Annotated in this window: 13 protein-coding genes; 3 read left to right on the top strand and 10 right to left on the bottom strand. The window is 74.4% G+C overall.

Annotation, left to right across the window (positions count from 1 at the left end; all coding sequences use genetic code 11):
- Nucleotides 1-5: 5 nt before the first annotated feature.
- The 4 genes from ACFYM0_RS30380 to ACFYM0_RS30365 are packed head-to-tail and all read right to left on the bottom strand — an operon-like array spanning nt 6 to nt 4,486.
- Complete coding sequence (locus ACFYM0_RS30380) at nt 6-668, bottom strand: ATP/GTP-binding protein (protein ID WP_388506870.1); 663 nt, start codon at nt 666-668, stop codon at nt 6-8.
- Complete coding sequence (locus tag ACFYM0_RS30375) at nt 649-1,038, bottom strand: DUF742 domain-containing protein (RefSeq protein ID WP_327254930.1); 390 nt, start codon at nt 1,036-1,038, stop codon at nt 649-651. The genes ACFYM0_RS30380 and ACFYM0_RS30375 overlap by 20 nt, the downstream gene beginning before the upstream one ends.
- Nucleotides 1,035-1,526, bottom strand: coding sequence for a roadblock/LC7 domain-containing protein (locus ACFYM0_RS30370; RefSeq protein WP_388506868.1), 492 nt, complete (start codon nt 1,524-1,526; stop codon nt 1,035-1,037). Before ACFYM0_RS30370 ends, ACFYM0_RS30375 begins: the two co-directional genes overlap by 4 nt.
- Nucleotides 1,523-4,486: a nitrate- and nitrite sensing domain-containing protein gene (locus ACFYM0_RS30365; RefSeq protein WP_388506866.1), complete on the bottom strand. Its 2,964-nt coding sequence runs from the start codon at nt 4,484-4,486 to the stop codon at nt 1,523-1,525. Before ACFYM0_RS30365 ends, ACFYM0_RS30370 begins: the two co-directional genes overlap by 4 nt.
- Nucleotides 4,487-4,909: 423 nt before the next feature.
- On the opposite strand from ACFYM0_RS30365, the gene ACFYM0_RS30360 reads away from it, so the two are divergent.
- Complete coding sequence (locus tag ACFYM0_RS30360) at nt 4,910-5,683, top strand: hypothetical protein (protein WP_388506864.1); 774 nt, start codon at nt 4,910-4,912, stop codon at nt 5,681-5,683.
- 61 nt (nt 5,684-5,744) lie between these two features.
- On the opposite strand, the gene ACFYM0_RS30355 is transcribed toward ACFYM0_RS30360, so the two are convergent.
- The 5 genes from ACFYM0_RS30355 to ACFYM0_RS30335 form a co-directional block, all read right to left on the bottom strand.
- The gene (locus ACFYM0_RS30355) at nt 5,745-6,185 is read right to left on the bottom strand and encodes a MarR family winged helix-turn-helix transcriptional regulator (protein ID WP_243336175.1); all 441 of its coding nucleotides are present in this window, start codon (nt 6,183-6,185) and stop codon (nt 5,745-5,747) included.
- Between the two features lie 110 nt (nt 6,186-6,295).
- Nucleotides 6,296-8,692: an endopeptidase La gene (lon, locus tag ACFYM0_RS30350; RefSeq protein ID WP_388506862.1), complete on the bottom strand. Its 2,397-nt coding sequence runs from the start codon at nt 8,690-8,692 to the stop codon at nt 6,296-6,298.
- Between the two features lie 190 nt (nt 8,693-8,882).
- Nucleotides 8,883-9,716, bottom strand: coding sequence for a DUF4097 domain-containing protein (locus tag ACFYM0_RS30345; RefSeq protein ID WP_388506860.1), 834 nt, complete (start codon nt 9,714-9,716; stop codon nt 8,883-8,885).
- Nucleotides 9,717-9,922: 206 nt separating this feature from the next.
- Nucleotides 9,923-10,792, bottom strand: coding sequence for a sulfurtransferase (locus ACFYM0_RS30340; RefSeq protein WP_388506858.1), 870 nt, complete (start codon nt 10,790-10,792; stop codon nt 9,923-9,925).
- A gap of 563 nt (nt 10,793-11,355) precedes the next feature.
- Nucleotides 11,356-12,708: a hypothetical protein gene (locus ACFYM0_RS30335; RefSeq protein ID WP_388506856.1), complete on the bottom strand. Its 1,353-nt coding sequence runs from the start codon at nt 12,706-12,708 to the stop codon at nt 11,356-11,358.
- A gap of 186 nt (nt 12,709-12,894) precedes the next feature.
- Here ACFYM0_RS30335 and ACFYM0_RS30330 point away from each other — a divergent pair, with 186 nt between their 5' ends.
- Nucleotides 12,895-13,533 (top strand): hypothetical protein, encoded by a 639-nt coding sequence (locus ACFYM0_RS30330; protein ID WP_388506854.1) that lies wholly within the window; start codon nt 12,895-12,897, stop codon nt 13,531-13,533.
- Between the two features lie 4 nt (nt 13,534-13,537).
- Here ACFYM0_RS30330 and ACFYM0_RS30325 read toward each other — a convergent pair whose 3' ends face one another.
- A complete protein-coding gene (locus tag ACFYM0_RS30325; protein ID WP_388506853.1) occupies nt 13,538-14,212 on the bottom strand; it encodes a TetR/AcrR family transcriptional regulator in 675 nt (224 codons plus the stop codon).
- Between the two features lie 149 nt (nt 14,213-14,361).
- Between ACFYM0_RS30325 and ACFYM0_RS30320 the strand changes: the two genes are divergently transcribed.
- A complete protein-coding gene (locus ACFYM0_RS30320) occupies nt 14,362-15,708 on the top strand; it encodes an MFS transporter (protein WP_388506851.1) in 1,347 nt (448 codons plus the stop codon).
- The last annotated feature ends 26 nt before the right edge of the window (nt 15,709-15,734 follow it).

Genomic DNA, 15,734 nt, shown 5'->3' with positions numbered 1-15,734 from the left:
GTTCTCTATTCGGGGGTCGAGTCGAGGGCGTGGCCCACGAGGGTCATGAGGGATTCCAGTACCGTGACCCGGCGCCGCGCGTCCATGATCACGACGGGTACGCGCGCCGGTATGGTCAGCGCCTCCCGCACGTCCTCCGGTTCGTACGAAGGCGTGCCCTCGAAGTGGTTGACGGCCACGGCGTACGGCAGCCCGCAGCTCTCGAAGTAGTCGAGCGCCGGGAAGCAGTCCCGCAGCCGCCGCGTGTCCGCGAGGACGATCCCGCCGACGGCGCCGCGCACCAGGTCGTCCCACATGAACCAGAAGCGTTCCTGGCCCGGGGTCCCGTACACGTACAGGACGAGGTCGTCGTCGAGCGTGACGCGGCCGAAGTCCATGGCCACGGTGGTGGTGTGCTTGTCCGGGGTCCCGGACAGGTCATCGGTCGGAGCGGCGGCCTCGGTCATCACCGCCTCGGTGCGCAGCGGCCGGATCTCGGAGACGGAACCGACGAAGGTGGTCTTGCCCACCCCGAAACCTCCCGCCACCAGCACCTTCACGGCGACGGGCGCGCGCGAGCGGTCGTACTGCCAGGGCTGTACGGGCTCGTCCGGGTCCGGGCCCGATGCCGGGGCGCCCGGGTCCGTGTTCGGGGAGAAGAAACCGGTTTCAGAGACGGCGGAGCCCACTGAGCACCCTTTCGAGCAGAGCGCGGTCGGGACGGCCGCTGCCGTGCCCGGTCCCGTAGACACGGATCCTGCCCTGGTCGGCGAGGTCGCTGACCAGGACGCGGACCACGCCGAGCGGCAGCTTCAGCAGCGCCGCGATCTCGGCGATCGTCCGCATGCGGCGGCAGACCTCGACGATCGCCGGCATCTCCGGCATCCGGTCGGCCTTCCGCGGTTCGGACACCTTGGTGTCGAGGGCCGCGACGAAGGTCTCGACGTGCAGGATCTGCGTGAAGCGGGTGCGGCCGCCCGTAAGGGAGTACGGGCGTACGCGGGCGGGACGGCGGTCGGCGCCGCGTATCGGCAGCCGGTCGGAGGCCGGACTCCTCACGGGGTGTTCTCCATCGACTGGCGCAGCTCACTGCGGACTTCGGGGGTCAGGACGTGGCCGGCGCGGCCCACGAACAAGGCCATGTGGTAGGCGACGACGCTCATGTCGCAGTCGGGCGTGGCGTGTACGCCGAGGAGCGAGCCGTCGCTGATGGCCATGACGAACACGGAACCGTGGTCCATGGCCACCATCGTCTGCTTGACCGAGCCGCCGTCCATCAGGGCGGCGGCTCCCGTGGTGAGCGAGCCGAGGCCGGAGACGATGGTCGCGAGATCGGCGGACGCTCCGCGGGGGCCGGTGGGGCGGGAGGGTGGGGCCGGTGCGGCCGGTGTGTCGGGTGCGACCGGATCGGAGGACAGCAGGAGGAGCCCGTCCGAGGACACGACGGCCACCGAGTTGACCCCGGGGACCTCCTCGACGAGGTCGGTCAGCAGCCACTGAAGGTTGCGTGCCTGGGTGCTCAGTCCGTACGTACTGGACGCGTTCATGTGCGTGCCTCCTGTGCGGTGTCCCCCCGGTCGGTCGGCCCCTGGTCCTGCGGCGGGTCCTGCGGCGCGTCATGCCCGGGAGCCTGTGCGAGCTCGGCCTCCACGACGCGGCGGCCGTCCTGGGCACCCCGGTAGAACCCGCCGAGACGGCGTCGCAGCTCGTCGGCGTCCACCCGGCCCGGCGCCGGGCGCACCTCGTCACCGCGTCCGGCGGCGACCACGCGGGGGCTCCGCTTGGGCAGCCCCTTGTCGGTGAGGAGTTCCTCCGGCGCGGGCCCGTTCGGGGCCTGGGCCCCGGCGGGCGCCTCGGCCTGCGGCGGTACGCGGAACACCTGCTCGGCGGGCACCTCGACGGGTGCCGGGACCCGGAACACCTGCTCCGTGGGGGGCAGCTGCCCGGCCGGAGGCGCGAACGCCGGCGGAGCGGGCTCCGGGGCCACCCGGGCGGGCAGCTCCGCGGCGGAGGCCTGCGCGGTCTCGTGCGCGGGCTCCGGCTCGGGGAAGGCCTCGGGGACGGCTTCGGGCAAGGCCTCGGGCAAGGCGTCGGTGGCCGGGTCCGGAGCCGGGGTTTCGGCCGGTTCCGCAGCAGCGGCTTCGGGCGCCGCCGGGGCCTGCTCCGCGGAGAACTCCGGCTCCAGGTGGGGCTCCGGGGCCTGCTCCGCCGAAAGCTCCGGCTCCGGATCGGGCTCCGGGGACGTTTCCCGCGCCGGCTCCGGCAGGGCCGGGGCCGTCGGGGTCTCGGACGCGGGGGTCTCGGACGTGGGGGCGGCAAGGCCCCGTACGCGCGAGGGGAGGGTGTTCTCGTTGGCCTCCGCGATCACCCCGGGCAGGTGCAGCGCGGGTGCGCCCGGTGTGCCCAGGGTGTGGACCGGCGAAGCCGGCGGGGTCGCGGGAAGCAGCGCCGCGGGTACGACGACCAGGGCCTCCGTACCCCCGCGCGGCAGGGTGCGCAGCTCGGCGCCGACCCCGTGCCGGGCCGCGAGCCGCCCGGCCACGTACAGGCCGAGGCCCAGGCCGTGTTCCGACTCGGGCTCCTCGTCGTACGCGTCCGGGGTGGCCAGCCGCTCGTTCAGCGTGGCGAGCCGGTCCCCGGTGATCCCGATGCCCTCGTCGACGACGGACAGCACCACGTCGCCGGAGTCCAGCAGCCATCCGGACACCTTCACCTTGGCGTCCGGCGGCGAGAACGTCGTCGCGTTCTCCAGCAGCTCGGCCAGGACGTGCGAGATGTCGTCGGCGGCGTGCCCGGCGACCTGCGTGTACGAGGGCAGCACCCCGAGGTCCACGCGCTCGTAGCGCTCGATCTCGCTGACCGCCGCCCGCATGACGTCGACCAGCGGCACCGCCGCGCCCTGCGCGTGGCCGTGTTCCTGGCCGGCGAGGACGAGCAGGTTCTCGTTGTGGCGGCGCATCACGGTCGCCAGGTGGTCGAGCTTGAAGAGGGTGGAGAGGCGGTCGGGGTCCGGCTCCTCGGACTCCAGCTCCTCGATGACGGCGAGTTGGCGCTCGACGAGCCCCAGGGTGCGCAGGGACAGCGATACGGAGGTGGTCGACATGATGCGGCGGTGCTCCTCGAGCCCCGCCCGCAGCTGTGCGAGCTCCGCCTCCAGTGCCTCCCGGCCTGCCGAGAGCGCTTCGTTGCGGCCGATGAGGCGGCGGCGGTCGGCGTCGAGTCCGGCGATCCGGGTGTGCAGGGAGACCGTTTGGTCGCGTACCGCGTTGAGGTGGCGCACCACCTCGGCGAACTCGTCGTTGCGGCCCGTGAACCGGACCGGTTCCACCGAGCCCTCCGGCGTCGCCAGCCGCGCGGCGCCGCGCCGCAGGACCGACAGCGGGCGGGTCAGGGAGCGCGCGATGGCGGTGGAGATGCCGAGGGTGAGGAGGAACAGCACGCCGAGGAAGGCGAGCTTGAGCTCCAGCGCGGTCACGTCGTCGTCGCGCAGCGCGGCGAGCGCGGTGGCGCGCCGGCCGGCGAGGGTGGCCTCGACCGAGCGCATCCGGTCGACGCGGGCGGTGAGGGCCGGTCCGACGGTGCCGGGATCGAGCTTGCGGTCGGCGGCCGAGAGGGACGGCCGGTCGGTGAGCCGCTTGAGGTAGTCGTCGGCCGCCTTGACCTCGGGTCCGGTGACGGTGGCGGCGAGGCTCTGGCGTACGTCGGGGCGCGCGGCCCGCTCGAAATCGTCGAGCGCGCCCTGCTCCCGTACCCGCGCCCGCTGGGCGGCGGCGGCGAGTTCGTCCACGTAGGCGGCGCCCGGCTGCCGGTCCCCGCCGGGCACGGACAGTGCGGCGAGAAGCAGTCCGCGGGTGGCTGAGGCCTGCTCCGCGGCCTGGCCGAGGGGGCCCAGCGGGCGGGTGGTGACGAGGGCGTCCGCGGCGCGCGGCGGGGTCAGCTCGGCGAGCCGGCCGCTCGGCGCGAGGAGTTCGGCGATGACGCCGGAGTAGGCCTGGTGGGCGGTAAGGGCGCTGTCCTTGCCCTCGATGGACTCGGTGCGGACGGCGCCGACCCGGCCGAGGGCCTGGGCGAGCTCCTCGTCGGCCTCGGCCTGGACCTCGGCGAGCTGGCGGTCGGTGCCCGCGGCGCGCTCCTGGACCGCGGCGGCCTGCTTGCCCCGGACGCCGCCGGGGCGGCCCTTGGCCACGTACGCGGTGACGGCGTCGCGCTCGTCCCCGAGCAGGTGCGCGAGGGTGAGGGTCTGCCGGCTCCGGTCGGCGAGGGTGACCAGCTCCTGGGAGTCCTTCAGGTCCGCGGAGGCGGACAGGACGGCCGGCGCTCCCGCCGCGAGGACGGCGAGCCCGGCCACGGCGACCCCGATGACCAGCCTGCGGCGCACGCGGACGCGGCGCCCCGCGGAAGCGGTCGCGGCGACCGGGCCGTCGGGGGCTCGTCGGACGGGTGCGGTGCCGTCGGGTGCGGTGCCGTTCGCGACGGTGCCGTTCTTCCGAGGCCGCTTCTTCTGCACCGGTGCTCGCAATCCTGTTTACGTGTGCTGCTCGTGCTCGTGCTTGTCGCCTGGTGGGGCCGGGGTGACGGCCGGTCACCGGATGCCGGTCCCCCGCCTCCGTTGTACCGCCGCGCCGTACCGCCGCACCGCTTCAGACCCTCGCAGTGAGTTGGGAAGAGGGCCGTACATCGCCCGCCCGGCCACACGAAGGAGTGAACAGCACGGAAGAGTTGGCGACCAACTCGGCGATCGGCTGTCAGAGCCCCGCCGTGGACGGGTGGTTGAAAGATCGATGCGGCTTTTGGCAGGATGCCCGCCCACATGACGAGGGTCACCCCGCCGACTCCGGAAGTCCCTTCGCGCCCCACCCGTCCCGCTTTGGTACGGACCTTCCCCGACCCCTCCCGCCCCCACGGAGCCCCGCGCGGGCAGAATGTCCGCATGCGCATCGATCTCTCCTCCGCCCCCGGCAATCCGGAACGCCCCAACGAGGACTGGCTGTCGGCCGCGATCCCCGCTTCGGGCGGCGGCGTTCTGGTCGCCCTCGACGGCGTCACCCCGCCCCCGGGCGAGGTCGGATGTGCGCACGGAGTGCCGTGGTTCGCGGCCCGACTGGGCGGCCGATTGACCGAACTGTCCGGATCGCGCCGGGACATGTCCCTGGACCGGGTCCTGGCGGAGGCCATCCGCGGCACCGCGGACGCCCATCGCGACACGTGTGACCTTTCTCACGTCCGGACGCCGCAGGCGACGGTGGTCGTGGTCCGCTGGGACGAGTCCTGCGTCGAACACCTGGTGCTCTCGGATTCCGTTCTCCTCCTCCAGGCACCCGGTGGCGAGGTGCGCGCGGTCCTCGACGACCGGCTGGACCGGATCCCGCGCGAGCGGCTGCGTACGAACGCCTCCGCCGACGTGCTGCGCAACGCGGAGGGCGGCTTCTTCACCGCCGCCGCGGACCCGGAGGTGGCGGCCCGGGCGGTGACCGGACGGACCCCGCGCGCGCAGGTGCGGGCGGTGGCGGCGCTGACGGACGGGGCCAGCCGGTGGACGGACACGTTCGGGGAGGGCGACTGGGCCGCCTGTCTGGCCGTGCTCCGCAAGGAGGGCGCGCAGTCCCTGATCGACCGGGTGCGCACGCTGGAATCGGACCCGAGCCGGGCACACGGCCGGGGCAAGCGCCACGACGACGCGTCGGCGGCGTACGCGGAGCTGTAGGGGAGGCCTACGCGCAGGTGCAGGGAGTCGTACGCGGAGCTGTAGGGGAATGTCGCGGGTGCTACTCCCCGCCCGCGTTCAGCTGGTTCAGGAGCCGCGCCAGTTCCGCCACTTCCCCGCGGTCCCAGTCCGCGAGCTTGCGCATGTACTGCTCGCGCCGGGCGCCCCGGACCCGCAGGAAGCGTTCCCGGCCCTCCTCGGTGAGCCCGACCAGGAAGGCCCGCCCGTCCGCCGGGTCCGGCTCGCGGGCCAGCAGGCCCAGTACCTCCAGGGCCCGCAGCTGCCGGCTCATCGTGGCCTTGCCGACCCCGAAGTAAGCGGCGAGCTCGGTCGCCCGCTGCCGCCCGGCGGCTTCCAGCCGTACGAGGAGCCCGTACGCGGCCGGTTCCAGCTCCGGGTGCAGCTCGCGCGCCATCTCCCCGGAGGAGGCGCGGGCCCGTCGGAGGAAGACGGACAGCTCCCGCTCCAGGGCAAGGAACTCCTGGTCTTCGGTCCCGTGCAAGGCCCGCTCCTTCGCTGGTGTGTGGCCCACCAGTATTTCGCAGCGGGTGCGCCGGGGTCCCGGGACCCCGCCGGAGCGGGGACCCGGGACCCGGGGCGTCTTCTTCCGGATCAGGCCGCGGCGGCCACCGGGACCGCGTCCGCGGCCAGGGCCAGCTCCAGGACCTGTCGTACGTCCGTCACCGGGTGCACCGACAGCCCTGCCAGCACCTCGGCGGGAACGTCGTCCAGGTCGGCCTCGTTCCGCTTCGGGATGATCACGGTGGTCAGCCCGGCCCGGTGCGCGGCCAGCAGCTTCTGCTTGACCCCGCCGATCGGCAGCACCCGCCCGGTCAGCGAGACCTCGCCGGTCATGGCCACGTCCGTGCGGACCTGCCGGCCCGACAGCAGCGAGGCCAGCGCGGTCGTCATCGTGATGCCCGCGCTCGGACCGTCCTTGGGCACCGCGCCCGCCGGGAAGTGGATGTGCACGCCGCGGTCCTTCAGGTCGGCGACGGGCAGTTCCAGCTCGGCGCCGTGCGAGCGCAGGAAACTGAGCGCGATCTGCGCCGACTCCTTCATCACGTCGCCGAGCTGGCCCGTCAGCGTGAGTCCGGCCGCGCCCGTCTCGGGATCGGACAGCGAGGCCTCGACGAACAGGACGTCACCGCCCGCCCCGGTCACGGCGAGGCCGGTGGCCACGCCCGGTACCGCGGTGCGCCGCTCGGCCGGGTCCTGCGCGGACTCCGGTACGTGGTGCGGCCGCCCGATGAGCGCCCGCAGGTCTTCGGCGCCGATCCGCAGCGGCAGCTCCCGCTCCCCCAGCTCGTGCTGGGAGGCCACCTTGCGGAGCAGCCGCGCGAGGGAACGCTCCAGGGTGCGCACGCCCGCCTCCCGGGTGTACTCCCCCGCCAGCTTGCGCAGCGCGTCCTCCTCCAGGACCACTTCCTCCGCGGCCAGGCCGGCGCGCTCCAGCTGCCGGGGCAGCAGGTGGTCGCGGGCGATGACGACCTTCTCGTCCTCGGTGTAGCCGTCGAGGCGGACCAGTTCCATGCGGTCGGCGAGGGCCTCGGGGATGGCCTCCAGCACGTTCGCGGTGGCGAGGAACACCACGTCGCTCAAGTCCAGTTCCACCTCCAGGTAGTGGTCCCGGAAGGTGTGGTTCTGGGCGGGGTCGAGGACTTCGAGCAGCGCGGCCGCCGGGTCTCCCCGGAAGTCGGAGCCGACCTTGTCGATCTCGTCGAGCAGCACGACCGGGTTCATGGACCCGGCTTCCCTGATCGCCCGTACGATCCGGCCGGGCAGCGCGCCCACGTACGTACGCCGGTGCCCGCGGATCTCGGCCTCGTCGCGGACCCCGCCGAGGGCCACGCGGACGAACTTGCGTCCCATGGCGTGGGCCACGGACTCCCCGAGGGAGGTCTTCCCGACGCCGGGAGGGCCCACGAGTGCCAGTACGGCCCCGCCCCTGCGCCCGCCGACGACGCCCATCCCGCGCTCGGAGCGGCGCTTGCGCACCGCCAGGTACTCGGTGATCCGGTCCTTCACGTCGCTCAGCCCGGCGTGCTCCGCGTCCAGGACGGCGCGGGCCCCCCGGATGTCGTACTCGTCCTCGGTCCGCTCGTTCCAGGGCAGTTCGAGGACGGTGTCCAGCCAGGTGCGGATCCAGGACCCTTCCGGGGACTGGTCGCTGGAGCGCTCCAGCTTGTCGACCTCCTTGAGGGCGGCCTCCCGTACCTTCTCGGGCAGGTCGGCGGCCTCGACCCGGGCGCGGTAGTCGTCGGACTCCTCGCCCTCCTTCTCCCCGCTGAGCTCGCGCAGTTCCTTGCGCACGGCGTCGAGCTGCCGCTTCAGCAGGAACTCGCGCTGGACCTTGTCGACACCGTCCTGGACGTCCTTGGCGATGGACTCGGCGACGTCCTGCTCGGCGAGGTGGTCGCTGAGGGCCTTGACCGCGAGGCGCAGCCGGGCGACGGGGTCGGCCGTCTCCAGCAGCTCCACCTTCTGCTCGACGGTCAGGAACGGTGAGTAGCCGGAGTTGTCCGCGAGGGCCCCGACCCCCTCGATCTGCTGCACCCGGTCCACGACCTGCCAGGCCCCGCGCTTCTTGAGCCAGCTCGTGGCGAGCGCCTTGTACTCCTTGACGAGCTCGGCGACGGCCCCGGGCAGCGGATCGGGGACGGCCTCGTCCACCGCCTCCCCCTCGACCCAGAGTGCGGCCCCCGGCCCGGTCGTCCCGGCCCCGATACGCACCCGGCCGCGCCCCCGGATCAGCGCCCCGGGATCCCCGTCGGACAGCCGCCCCACCTGCTCCACGGTCCCGAGCACTCCGGTGCCGGCGTACTTCCCGTCGATCCGGGGCACGAGCAGCACCTTCGGCTTGCCCCCGGCGGCGGCGGCCTGAGCGGCCTCGACGGCACCCCGCACCTCGGCATCGGACAGGTCCAGCGGAACGACCATCCCAGGCAGCACGACCTCGTCGTCGAGCGGCAGCACGGGCAGGGTGAGCGTTACGGACGTCGAAGCCATGATCTTCCCTCCGGCAGTGAAGTTGAGCTATGCCGACTCAATGCATCTGCGCGGCCCGGTGTTCCCCAACTGCCGTTCGCCGGGGGCGAACAAGGGCGGGCGCATCCCGTCCGGGCGGTGGCACCTCCGGAAATGGCCAGGTCACCACGGGTGGGGCAGGTCGTCGAAGCCCCGTAGGCCGGACCGGTGCTCAGGCCGCCGAGATGTGGATGTCTCCCGAGGAGGTCGTCACCGCGAGGCGGGCGGAGGCGGAGGGGGTCGCGGGGAGGGTGATGTCGCGTTCGCCGGAGTCGGTGGAGACGTCGAGCGCGTACGGGGCCGCGGGGACCTTCACCTTCGCCTCGCCCGAGCTGGTCCGCACGGCGATCGAGGCCGGGGCCGTGGTGAAGGCGAGGCGGACGTCGCCCGAATCGGAACGGGCGTCCGCGCCCGTTCCGGACAGTTCCCCGGCGGTGACCGAGCCCGTGGACGTACGGACCTTCAGCGGGCCGGCGATCCGGTCCGCCCGGACCGGGCCGGAGGCGGTACCGACCTCCAGCGCGCCGGCGATCCGGTCCACCCGCACCCCGCCCGAGGACGTCACGACGTTGGCGGCGGCCACTCCCGACACCGTGACGCGGCCGCTGCTGCTCTTGGCCCGGACCGTGGCGGAGGCCGGCACCTCCAGCCGGTAGTCGACGGAGCAGCGGCCGGAGCACTCGCCGTTGGTGAGGGTCAGCACGCCGCCGGAGAGCCGCCGGGCGGGCTGGGGCACGGTGTCGCCGCGGTAGTGGACGGTACGGCGGACGGTGACGCCCGGGCCGGATCCGGCGACCACCTCGATGGTTCCGCTCCCGGAGTCCGACACCTCGACCGCGGTGACGGCCTCGGCCACCGTGGCGTCCGCGTTCGCCGACTTCTCCGGTCCGCCGCGGGAGACGAGCGAGCCGAAGGAGCAACCGGTGAGCAGCAGCCCGGCGGCGAGCGCCGTGGCGGTGACGGTGACGGTGGCCTTGGTGCCGCGGGGGCGCGTCTTCGTGGTCATGGTGTCGATCGTGCCCGCGCGGTGGCCGCGGGGGCATGGTGCATGTGCCCGGATCCGCGGTGGGGTTAACCCCCCGGCCCCGGGCTCCGGCCTCCGGCCCCGGGGACGGGGACGGGGACGGGGGCCGGGAGCGGTGTCCGAGCCCGCCGCGTCCGGCCTCCGGTTTCCCTGCACCCCGGCCGCGGGCGGGATCCGGAGGGGACGGTCTAACTCCCCTGCACGACCGGCCGGTCCGGGGAGGGCATGCCCCACTCGCTCCAGGAGCCGTCGTACACGGCGAGTTCCTCGTACCCGGCGAGGTCCGCGCCGAGCGCCAGCACGCAGGCCGTGACCCCGGAGCCGCAGCTGAAGTACAGCCGCTCCCGCTCACCCGCCGCCGCCCCGAAGACCGCGCGGAGTTCGGCGGCGGGGCGCATCAGCCCGTCGGGGCGCCGCAGTTCGCCGAAGGGAAGGCTGACCGCACCCGGCATGTGGCCGCCGCGCAGGCCCGGCCGGGGTTCCGGGGCGGCGCCGGCGAAGCGTTCGCGGGTCCGGGCGTCGAGCACCGCGGCGGCCGGATCGGCCAGTGCCGCCGAGACGGTGGCCGCGTCCACCAGCAGCCCGGGGCGGGGCCGGGCCGTGAAGGAGCCGCGCGGGCCCTCGTACCCCGGCCGGCGCCCCTCCACCGGCCGCCCGGCGGCGAGCCACGCGGGCAGCCCGCCGTCGAGGACGGCGACCCGGTCGAAGCCCATGGCGCGCAGCATCCACCAGGCGCGGGGGCTGGAGTAGATCCCGGCGCCGTCATACGCGACGACCGTGCTGCCGTCGTCGACGCCGAGGGCGCGCATCGCCTCGGCGAAGGCGGCGGGGCCGGGCATGGTGTGCGGGGCGGCGGCGGTGTGGTCGGACAGCGCGCCGTCGAGGTCGAAGGGACGGGCCCCCGGAATGCGCCGGTCCGCGTCGCGGTGCGCCCCGACGGAGGCGTCGAAGACGACGAGTCCGGGTATCCCGAGGCGCTCCGCGAGCCAGTCGGCGTCGACGAGCGGACCGAGAGGCACGAGGGATTGACGGTGAGGGTGGGGACGGGCTGCTTCCATACGGCACCTCCGGCAGAAGTGGGCGGGCCCCGGCGAGGTCGGCGGCCCGCCGCCCATCCTCCCCCTTGCTCCCCAACCCCCCGCGAACGCACCCGCCTCCGGGGCGCGTTACCCACGGCGCACCGGTCCCGGGTCGGCCCCGGACCGGTCGGGGGCCACGCGGGCGCAGCCGCGAAGGCGCGATCTGCCGGCCGACGAGGTCGGCGGCCCGCCGCCGGGGACGGCCCGACGGGCCGAGGGCGGGGCCGGCCGAATCCAGCCTCACCGGCGTTTGAGGCGCCGGGTCTGGGGCCGAGCCCCGGGTCTTCCGGTTCCGGGCAGAGCCCGGCCGGGGGTCCCCCCGGACGGAGTCCCGGGGGCGGTGGAAGGGCGGATAGGAGACCCCGCGCAGCGGTACCGGGCCCGTGCCGGGCGACCGGCTGCGCACGCACCGGGCCGGGTCGCACCGGGCCTGGCCGGCGCAAGTACCCCGAGGAGCAGCGGGCGGGGGCGGCGCGCCCCCGCGGCCCCGCCCCGCCCGCCCCGCCCGCCCCGCCCGGCCCGGCGGGAGCTCCCGCCGGGAGCTACGGACAGCCGCCCGGCCGGGCGAAGAGCGCCACCCGGGCGCCCCGCACGTCCGTCACGGAGCACAGGTCGAAGGAGGAGACCAGCGTCTGGCGTTTCACCGCCTCGGCCGGGTAGCCGTCCACCGGCTGCCCCACCGGGTCGAGCAGGGCGATCACCCGGTCGACGGCCGGGTCCAGCAGGGCCGCCTGGATCTCCTCCGGTGTCCGCTCCACGCCCTGGAGGCTCCTCGAAGCCGCCGGGGTGCGGGACAGCGCCAGGTCGCGGAGGGACCCGTAGGTCTCCGGCGAGGACAACAGCCATGCGCGCCGCCGCGAGGGGAGGAACAGCACCGCGTCGCCCGGGCGCGCGAGTGCGCCGACGGCCGCCGCCACGGCCCGTGCGTCGTCCTTGCGGCTGTCGGGGGTACGCAGCCACGCGGACCAGAACCCGACCGGTACCAGCAGGACCCCGACCAGCGGCCACACCCACCAGCCCCGCGCCGTGGCCAGCCGCGCCCCCGCGAGGAGGGCGAAGCCGGCGAGGGCGTAGAGGACGTACCGGTCCACGTACCAGGGGTGCACCAGCGAGATCGCGAGCAGCAGCCCGGGCGGCAGCAGCGCCAGCGGCAGGGCGACCCGTACGAGTTCCCGCGAGGCCCCCCGGGCCAGGAGCAGCGAGGCCGCCGCGAGGACCCCGTACGCCGCCCAGTCCTGCCAGCTCGGCCGCCCGAGCCAGCCCAGCTGCTGCTGCGCCTGCCGCGCGCTGACCAGGGCGAGCGGCAGCAGAGCCGCCACCACGGCCCAGGCGGCGAGCCGCCAGCCGCGCGAGCGCCCGGCGGCGAACGCGTGCGCGGGCAGCGCCAGTACGGCGAACTCGTGCAGCCAGGACCCCAGCATCAGCACCACGGCGTAGCCGACCCACCGCTCGCGCAGCATCAGGTACGTGGCCCAGACGACGGCCGCGGCAACGAAAGCGTACGAACGCCCTTCCTGGGCGTACATCTGCACGGGCGGCAGCAGCGCATACCCAAGCCCGGCCAACAGGGCGACACGCCCGGGCCGGCCGGACGGGTCGGGTCCGCCGGGCGGGGCGGGTGACGGGACATCGCCGCCTTCCCCGCCGCGCAGGGCACCCGTCAGGTGGTGGGCCACCGCGGCCACTCCGGACGCGGCGAGGGCGGTGGCGGCCACCGAAGGGAGGCGCAGGGCCCAGAGGCCGGCGTCGGGGGTGGCGGCGCCGGTCGCCGCGAAGACCGCGTGCATCAGCAGGTAGTAGAGGCCGTGTACGGCGTCGACCTGGCCGAGCAGTTCCCAGAGCTCACCGAGCGGCCGGTGCGCGACCTGCCACGTGACGGACTCGTCGCGCCACATGGAGCCGCCCCGCGCGAGGCCCCAGAGGCCTAGTGCGAGGGCGGTCAGCGGCGGCAGCCAGCGCCAAGGGGCGAAGCGGCGGATGTCGGCCTCCGGGTGCTATCCGTGCGGGTGGTGCTGACTCCATACTCGGGGTTCGAGCCGGAATACCTGCGGGGGTGGGGCGTGCGAGCACGTGGTGGGCGAGTGGGCTTGGCGACGGCGGCCGTCGCGCTGGCCGTGGTGGCGGCCTTGGGCGGTTGCTCCTCCGGCGGGTCGAAGGAGGGGGCGGCCTCACCGGCACCGAACGCGAGCACCGGCACCGGCACCGCCACGAGCGGCGCCCCGTCCGGGCCCCCGACGGACGCTCCGGGGACGCCGTCCCCGGGACAGAGCGCCGGTCAGAGCACGGGCCCGGGCACCGGTACGACCGCTCCCGCGCCGCCGCCCGCGCCGAGTACCTCCGCGCCCGCCCCCGCACCCACCGCCTCGGGGCCCGAGGCCGGCGAGACCCTCGTCGCGGTCACCCGCAGCGGCGGCATGACCGGAAAGACCAGCACCTTGATCATCAAGGGTGACGGATCGTTCCTCCGGCTCAACGCGAAGGCCGAGACGGTCGACCGCGACAAGCTCTCGGCGGCCGCCCTCACGAAGCTGCGCACCGCGCTCCGGGAGGCGGACTTCCCCCGCCTGCCGCGGATCTCGATGCCCAAGGATCCGGTCTCCGACGCGTTCACGTACGCCTTCCGGCACGGAGGCTACGAGGTCGCCGCCGCCCAGACCACGCTGCCGCGCCCCCTGGAAGGGGTCCTCAGCGCCCTGCCGCCCTTCGAGCCCCGCTCCTAGGCCGTCACAGCCCCGCCCCCGCCACCGTGATCTCCCGCAGCCGCCGGTCCAGGTACCCGCGCAGCAGGACCGCCATGTCCACGGCCTCCGGGTCCAGCACCCACTGGATCTGGAAGCCGTCCATCACCGCGATGGTTTCCCGGCCGACGGCCTCGCAGTCCGTGTCCGGCCGCACCTCGCCGCGTGCCACACCCGCCCGGAGCAGGTCGACGCTGTAGCCGAGGACCCGTTCGTAGCGCTGCCGGAAGTAGGCGTGCGCGGGGTGGCCGGGGTTCCCGGACTCACCGACCAGCGTGTTGTACATCCGTACGAGACCGGGCCGGCGGGCGTTGTCCCCGGCGAGGGCGACCACCGCGGCGAAGTGCACGGCCACCGAGGTGACCTCCCCGGCGGACCCGCTGAAGAGACGCTCGACGTCATGCTGCTCGCTCTGTGCCAGGACGGACAGCAGCAGGTCCTCCTTGCTGCGGAAGTGGTGCAGCAGGCCGCCCTGGGTGATCCCGCAGTCGTTGGCGATCCGGGCGAGCGAGGAGGCGTGGAAGCCCCACTGCGCGAAGTGCTCGACGGCGGTGTCGAGGATCTTCTGGCGACGGGCGTCGCCCACCGCGTAGCCGCCCCGGGCGGCCGCCGCCTTGGGGGCCGCCGCCTTGGGGGCCGTTCGACCCTTGTCCTGTGCCATGCGGACCACCCTAAACCCGACCGTTTCCGGCCATCCCGATGGAGTGATCCAGCTCACTGCGCGAAAACCTAGTGGGTGCACGGTTTTCGCGCCTACGGTGAAACCGCCCGGTCGGCGACGAGGCCGACGCGGAGACGTTGGAGCCACCCATGCCGCTCACGCAGGACCCCGGAAGCGCACTCGACGCCACCGACCGACCCGATCCGGCCACGCCGGTCCTCGCCTCGACCGACGCCCCGGCAGCCCTCCCGGCCCATGCCCCGGCCGACGCGCCCGCCGACGCCCCCGCCAAGCTGATCTTCGGCCTGGTCGCCGCCCAGCTCGGCGTCTGCATCGCCGTCTTCACCCCGATCGTGGTGACCCTCGCCCTGCGCGTGGCCCAGATCGTCCCCGAGGCGGAGCGCGGCGCCGCCCTCGGCAAGGTGCTCTCCGTCGGAGCGCTCCTCGCCCTCGTCGGCAACCCGCTCTTCGGCGCCCTCTCCGACCGTACGACCAGCAGGTTCGGCCGGCGCCGCCCCTGGCTCGTGGGCGGCATGGCGGTCGCCGCCGCCGGGCTGACCGTCGTCGGGCTCGGCTCCGGCGTCACCACGCTGCTCATCGGCTGGGCCATCGCGCAGCTCGGCTGCAACGCCGCCCTGTGCATGGTCACCGCCTGCATCCCGGACCTGATCCCGGACCACCAGCGCGGCCGCGTCTCCGGCCTGGTCGGCATGATGCTGTCCGTCTCGATGGTGGCGGGCAGCTTCCTCGCGCAGCTCTTCACGGACGACATGGCGCTGGCCTTCATCGTCCCGGCCGTCGTCGGCGTCCTCGGGGTGTGCGTCCTGGCCGCCGTGATGCCCGACCGGCCGGCCCGTGCCGAGTCCGTGGTCCCGTACGGCTTCAGGGAGTTCCTGCACAGCTTCTGGGTGAATCCGCGCAAGAACCCCGACTACTCATGGAACTTCGCGAGCCGTTTCCTGGTCTTCATCGGCATCGCTTGCGTGACCAGCTACCAGGTGTACTTCCTGATGGACCGCCTCGGGGTCGCCGAGGGCGAGGTCGCCCCGAAGATGTTCACCACCACCCTGGTCACCGTCGGCGGCGTGGTGGCCGGCTCCCTCGCCGGCGGCTGGCTGTCCGACGCCACCGGCCGCCGCAAGCCCTTCGTGCTCGCCTCCGCCTTCGTCATCGGCGTCGGCCTGCTGCTGATCGCCACCGCGGGCACCTTCGGGATGTTCCTCTTCGCCGTGGCCGTCTTCGGCTTCGGCGAGGGCCTCTACCTCGCGGTCGACGTGGCGCTCGCCGCCGCCGTCCTGCCCGACCCGGAGACGGCCGCCAAGGACATGGGCGTGCTCAACATCGCCAACGCCCTTCCGCAGTCCCTCGTCCCGATGCTCGCGCCGTTCGTCCTCGCCATCGGCGGCGGGGGCAACTACGGCGCCCTCTTCCTCTTCGGCGGCATCGCGGCGGCCGTCGGCGCCGCCCTCGTCCAGCTGATCCGCTCGGTCAGATGACCGCCCGCCCGGCCGGGCCCGCCGTC

Origin of the sequence: Streptomyces sp. NPDC006487, from assembly GCF_042870555.1 — a bacterium.
Lineage (GTDB): Bacteria > Actinomycetota > Actinomycetes > Streptomycetales > Streptomycetaceae > Streptomyces.
The sequence above is the reverse complement of the archived record's forward strand: the minus strand, read 5'-3'. Positions and strand labels throughout refer to the sequence as shown.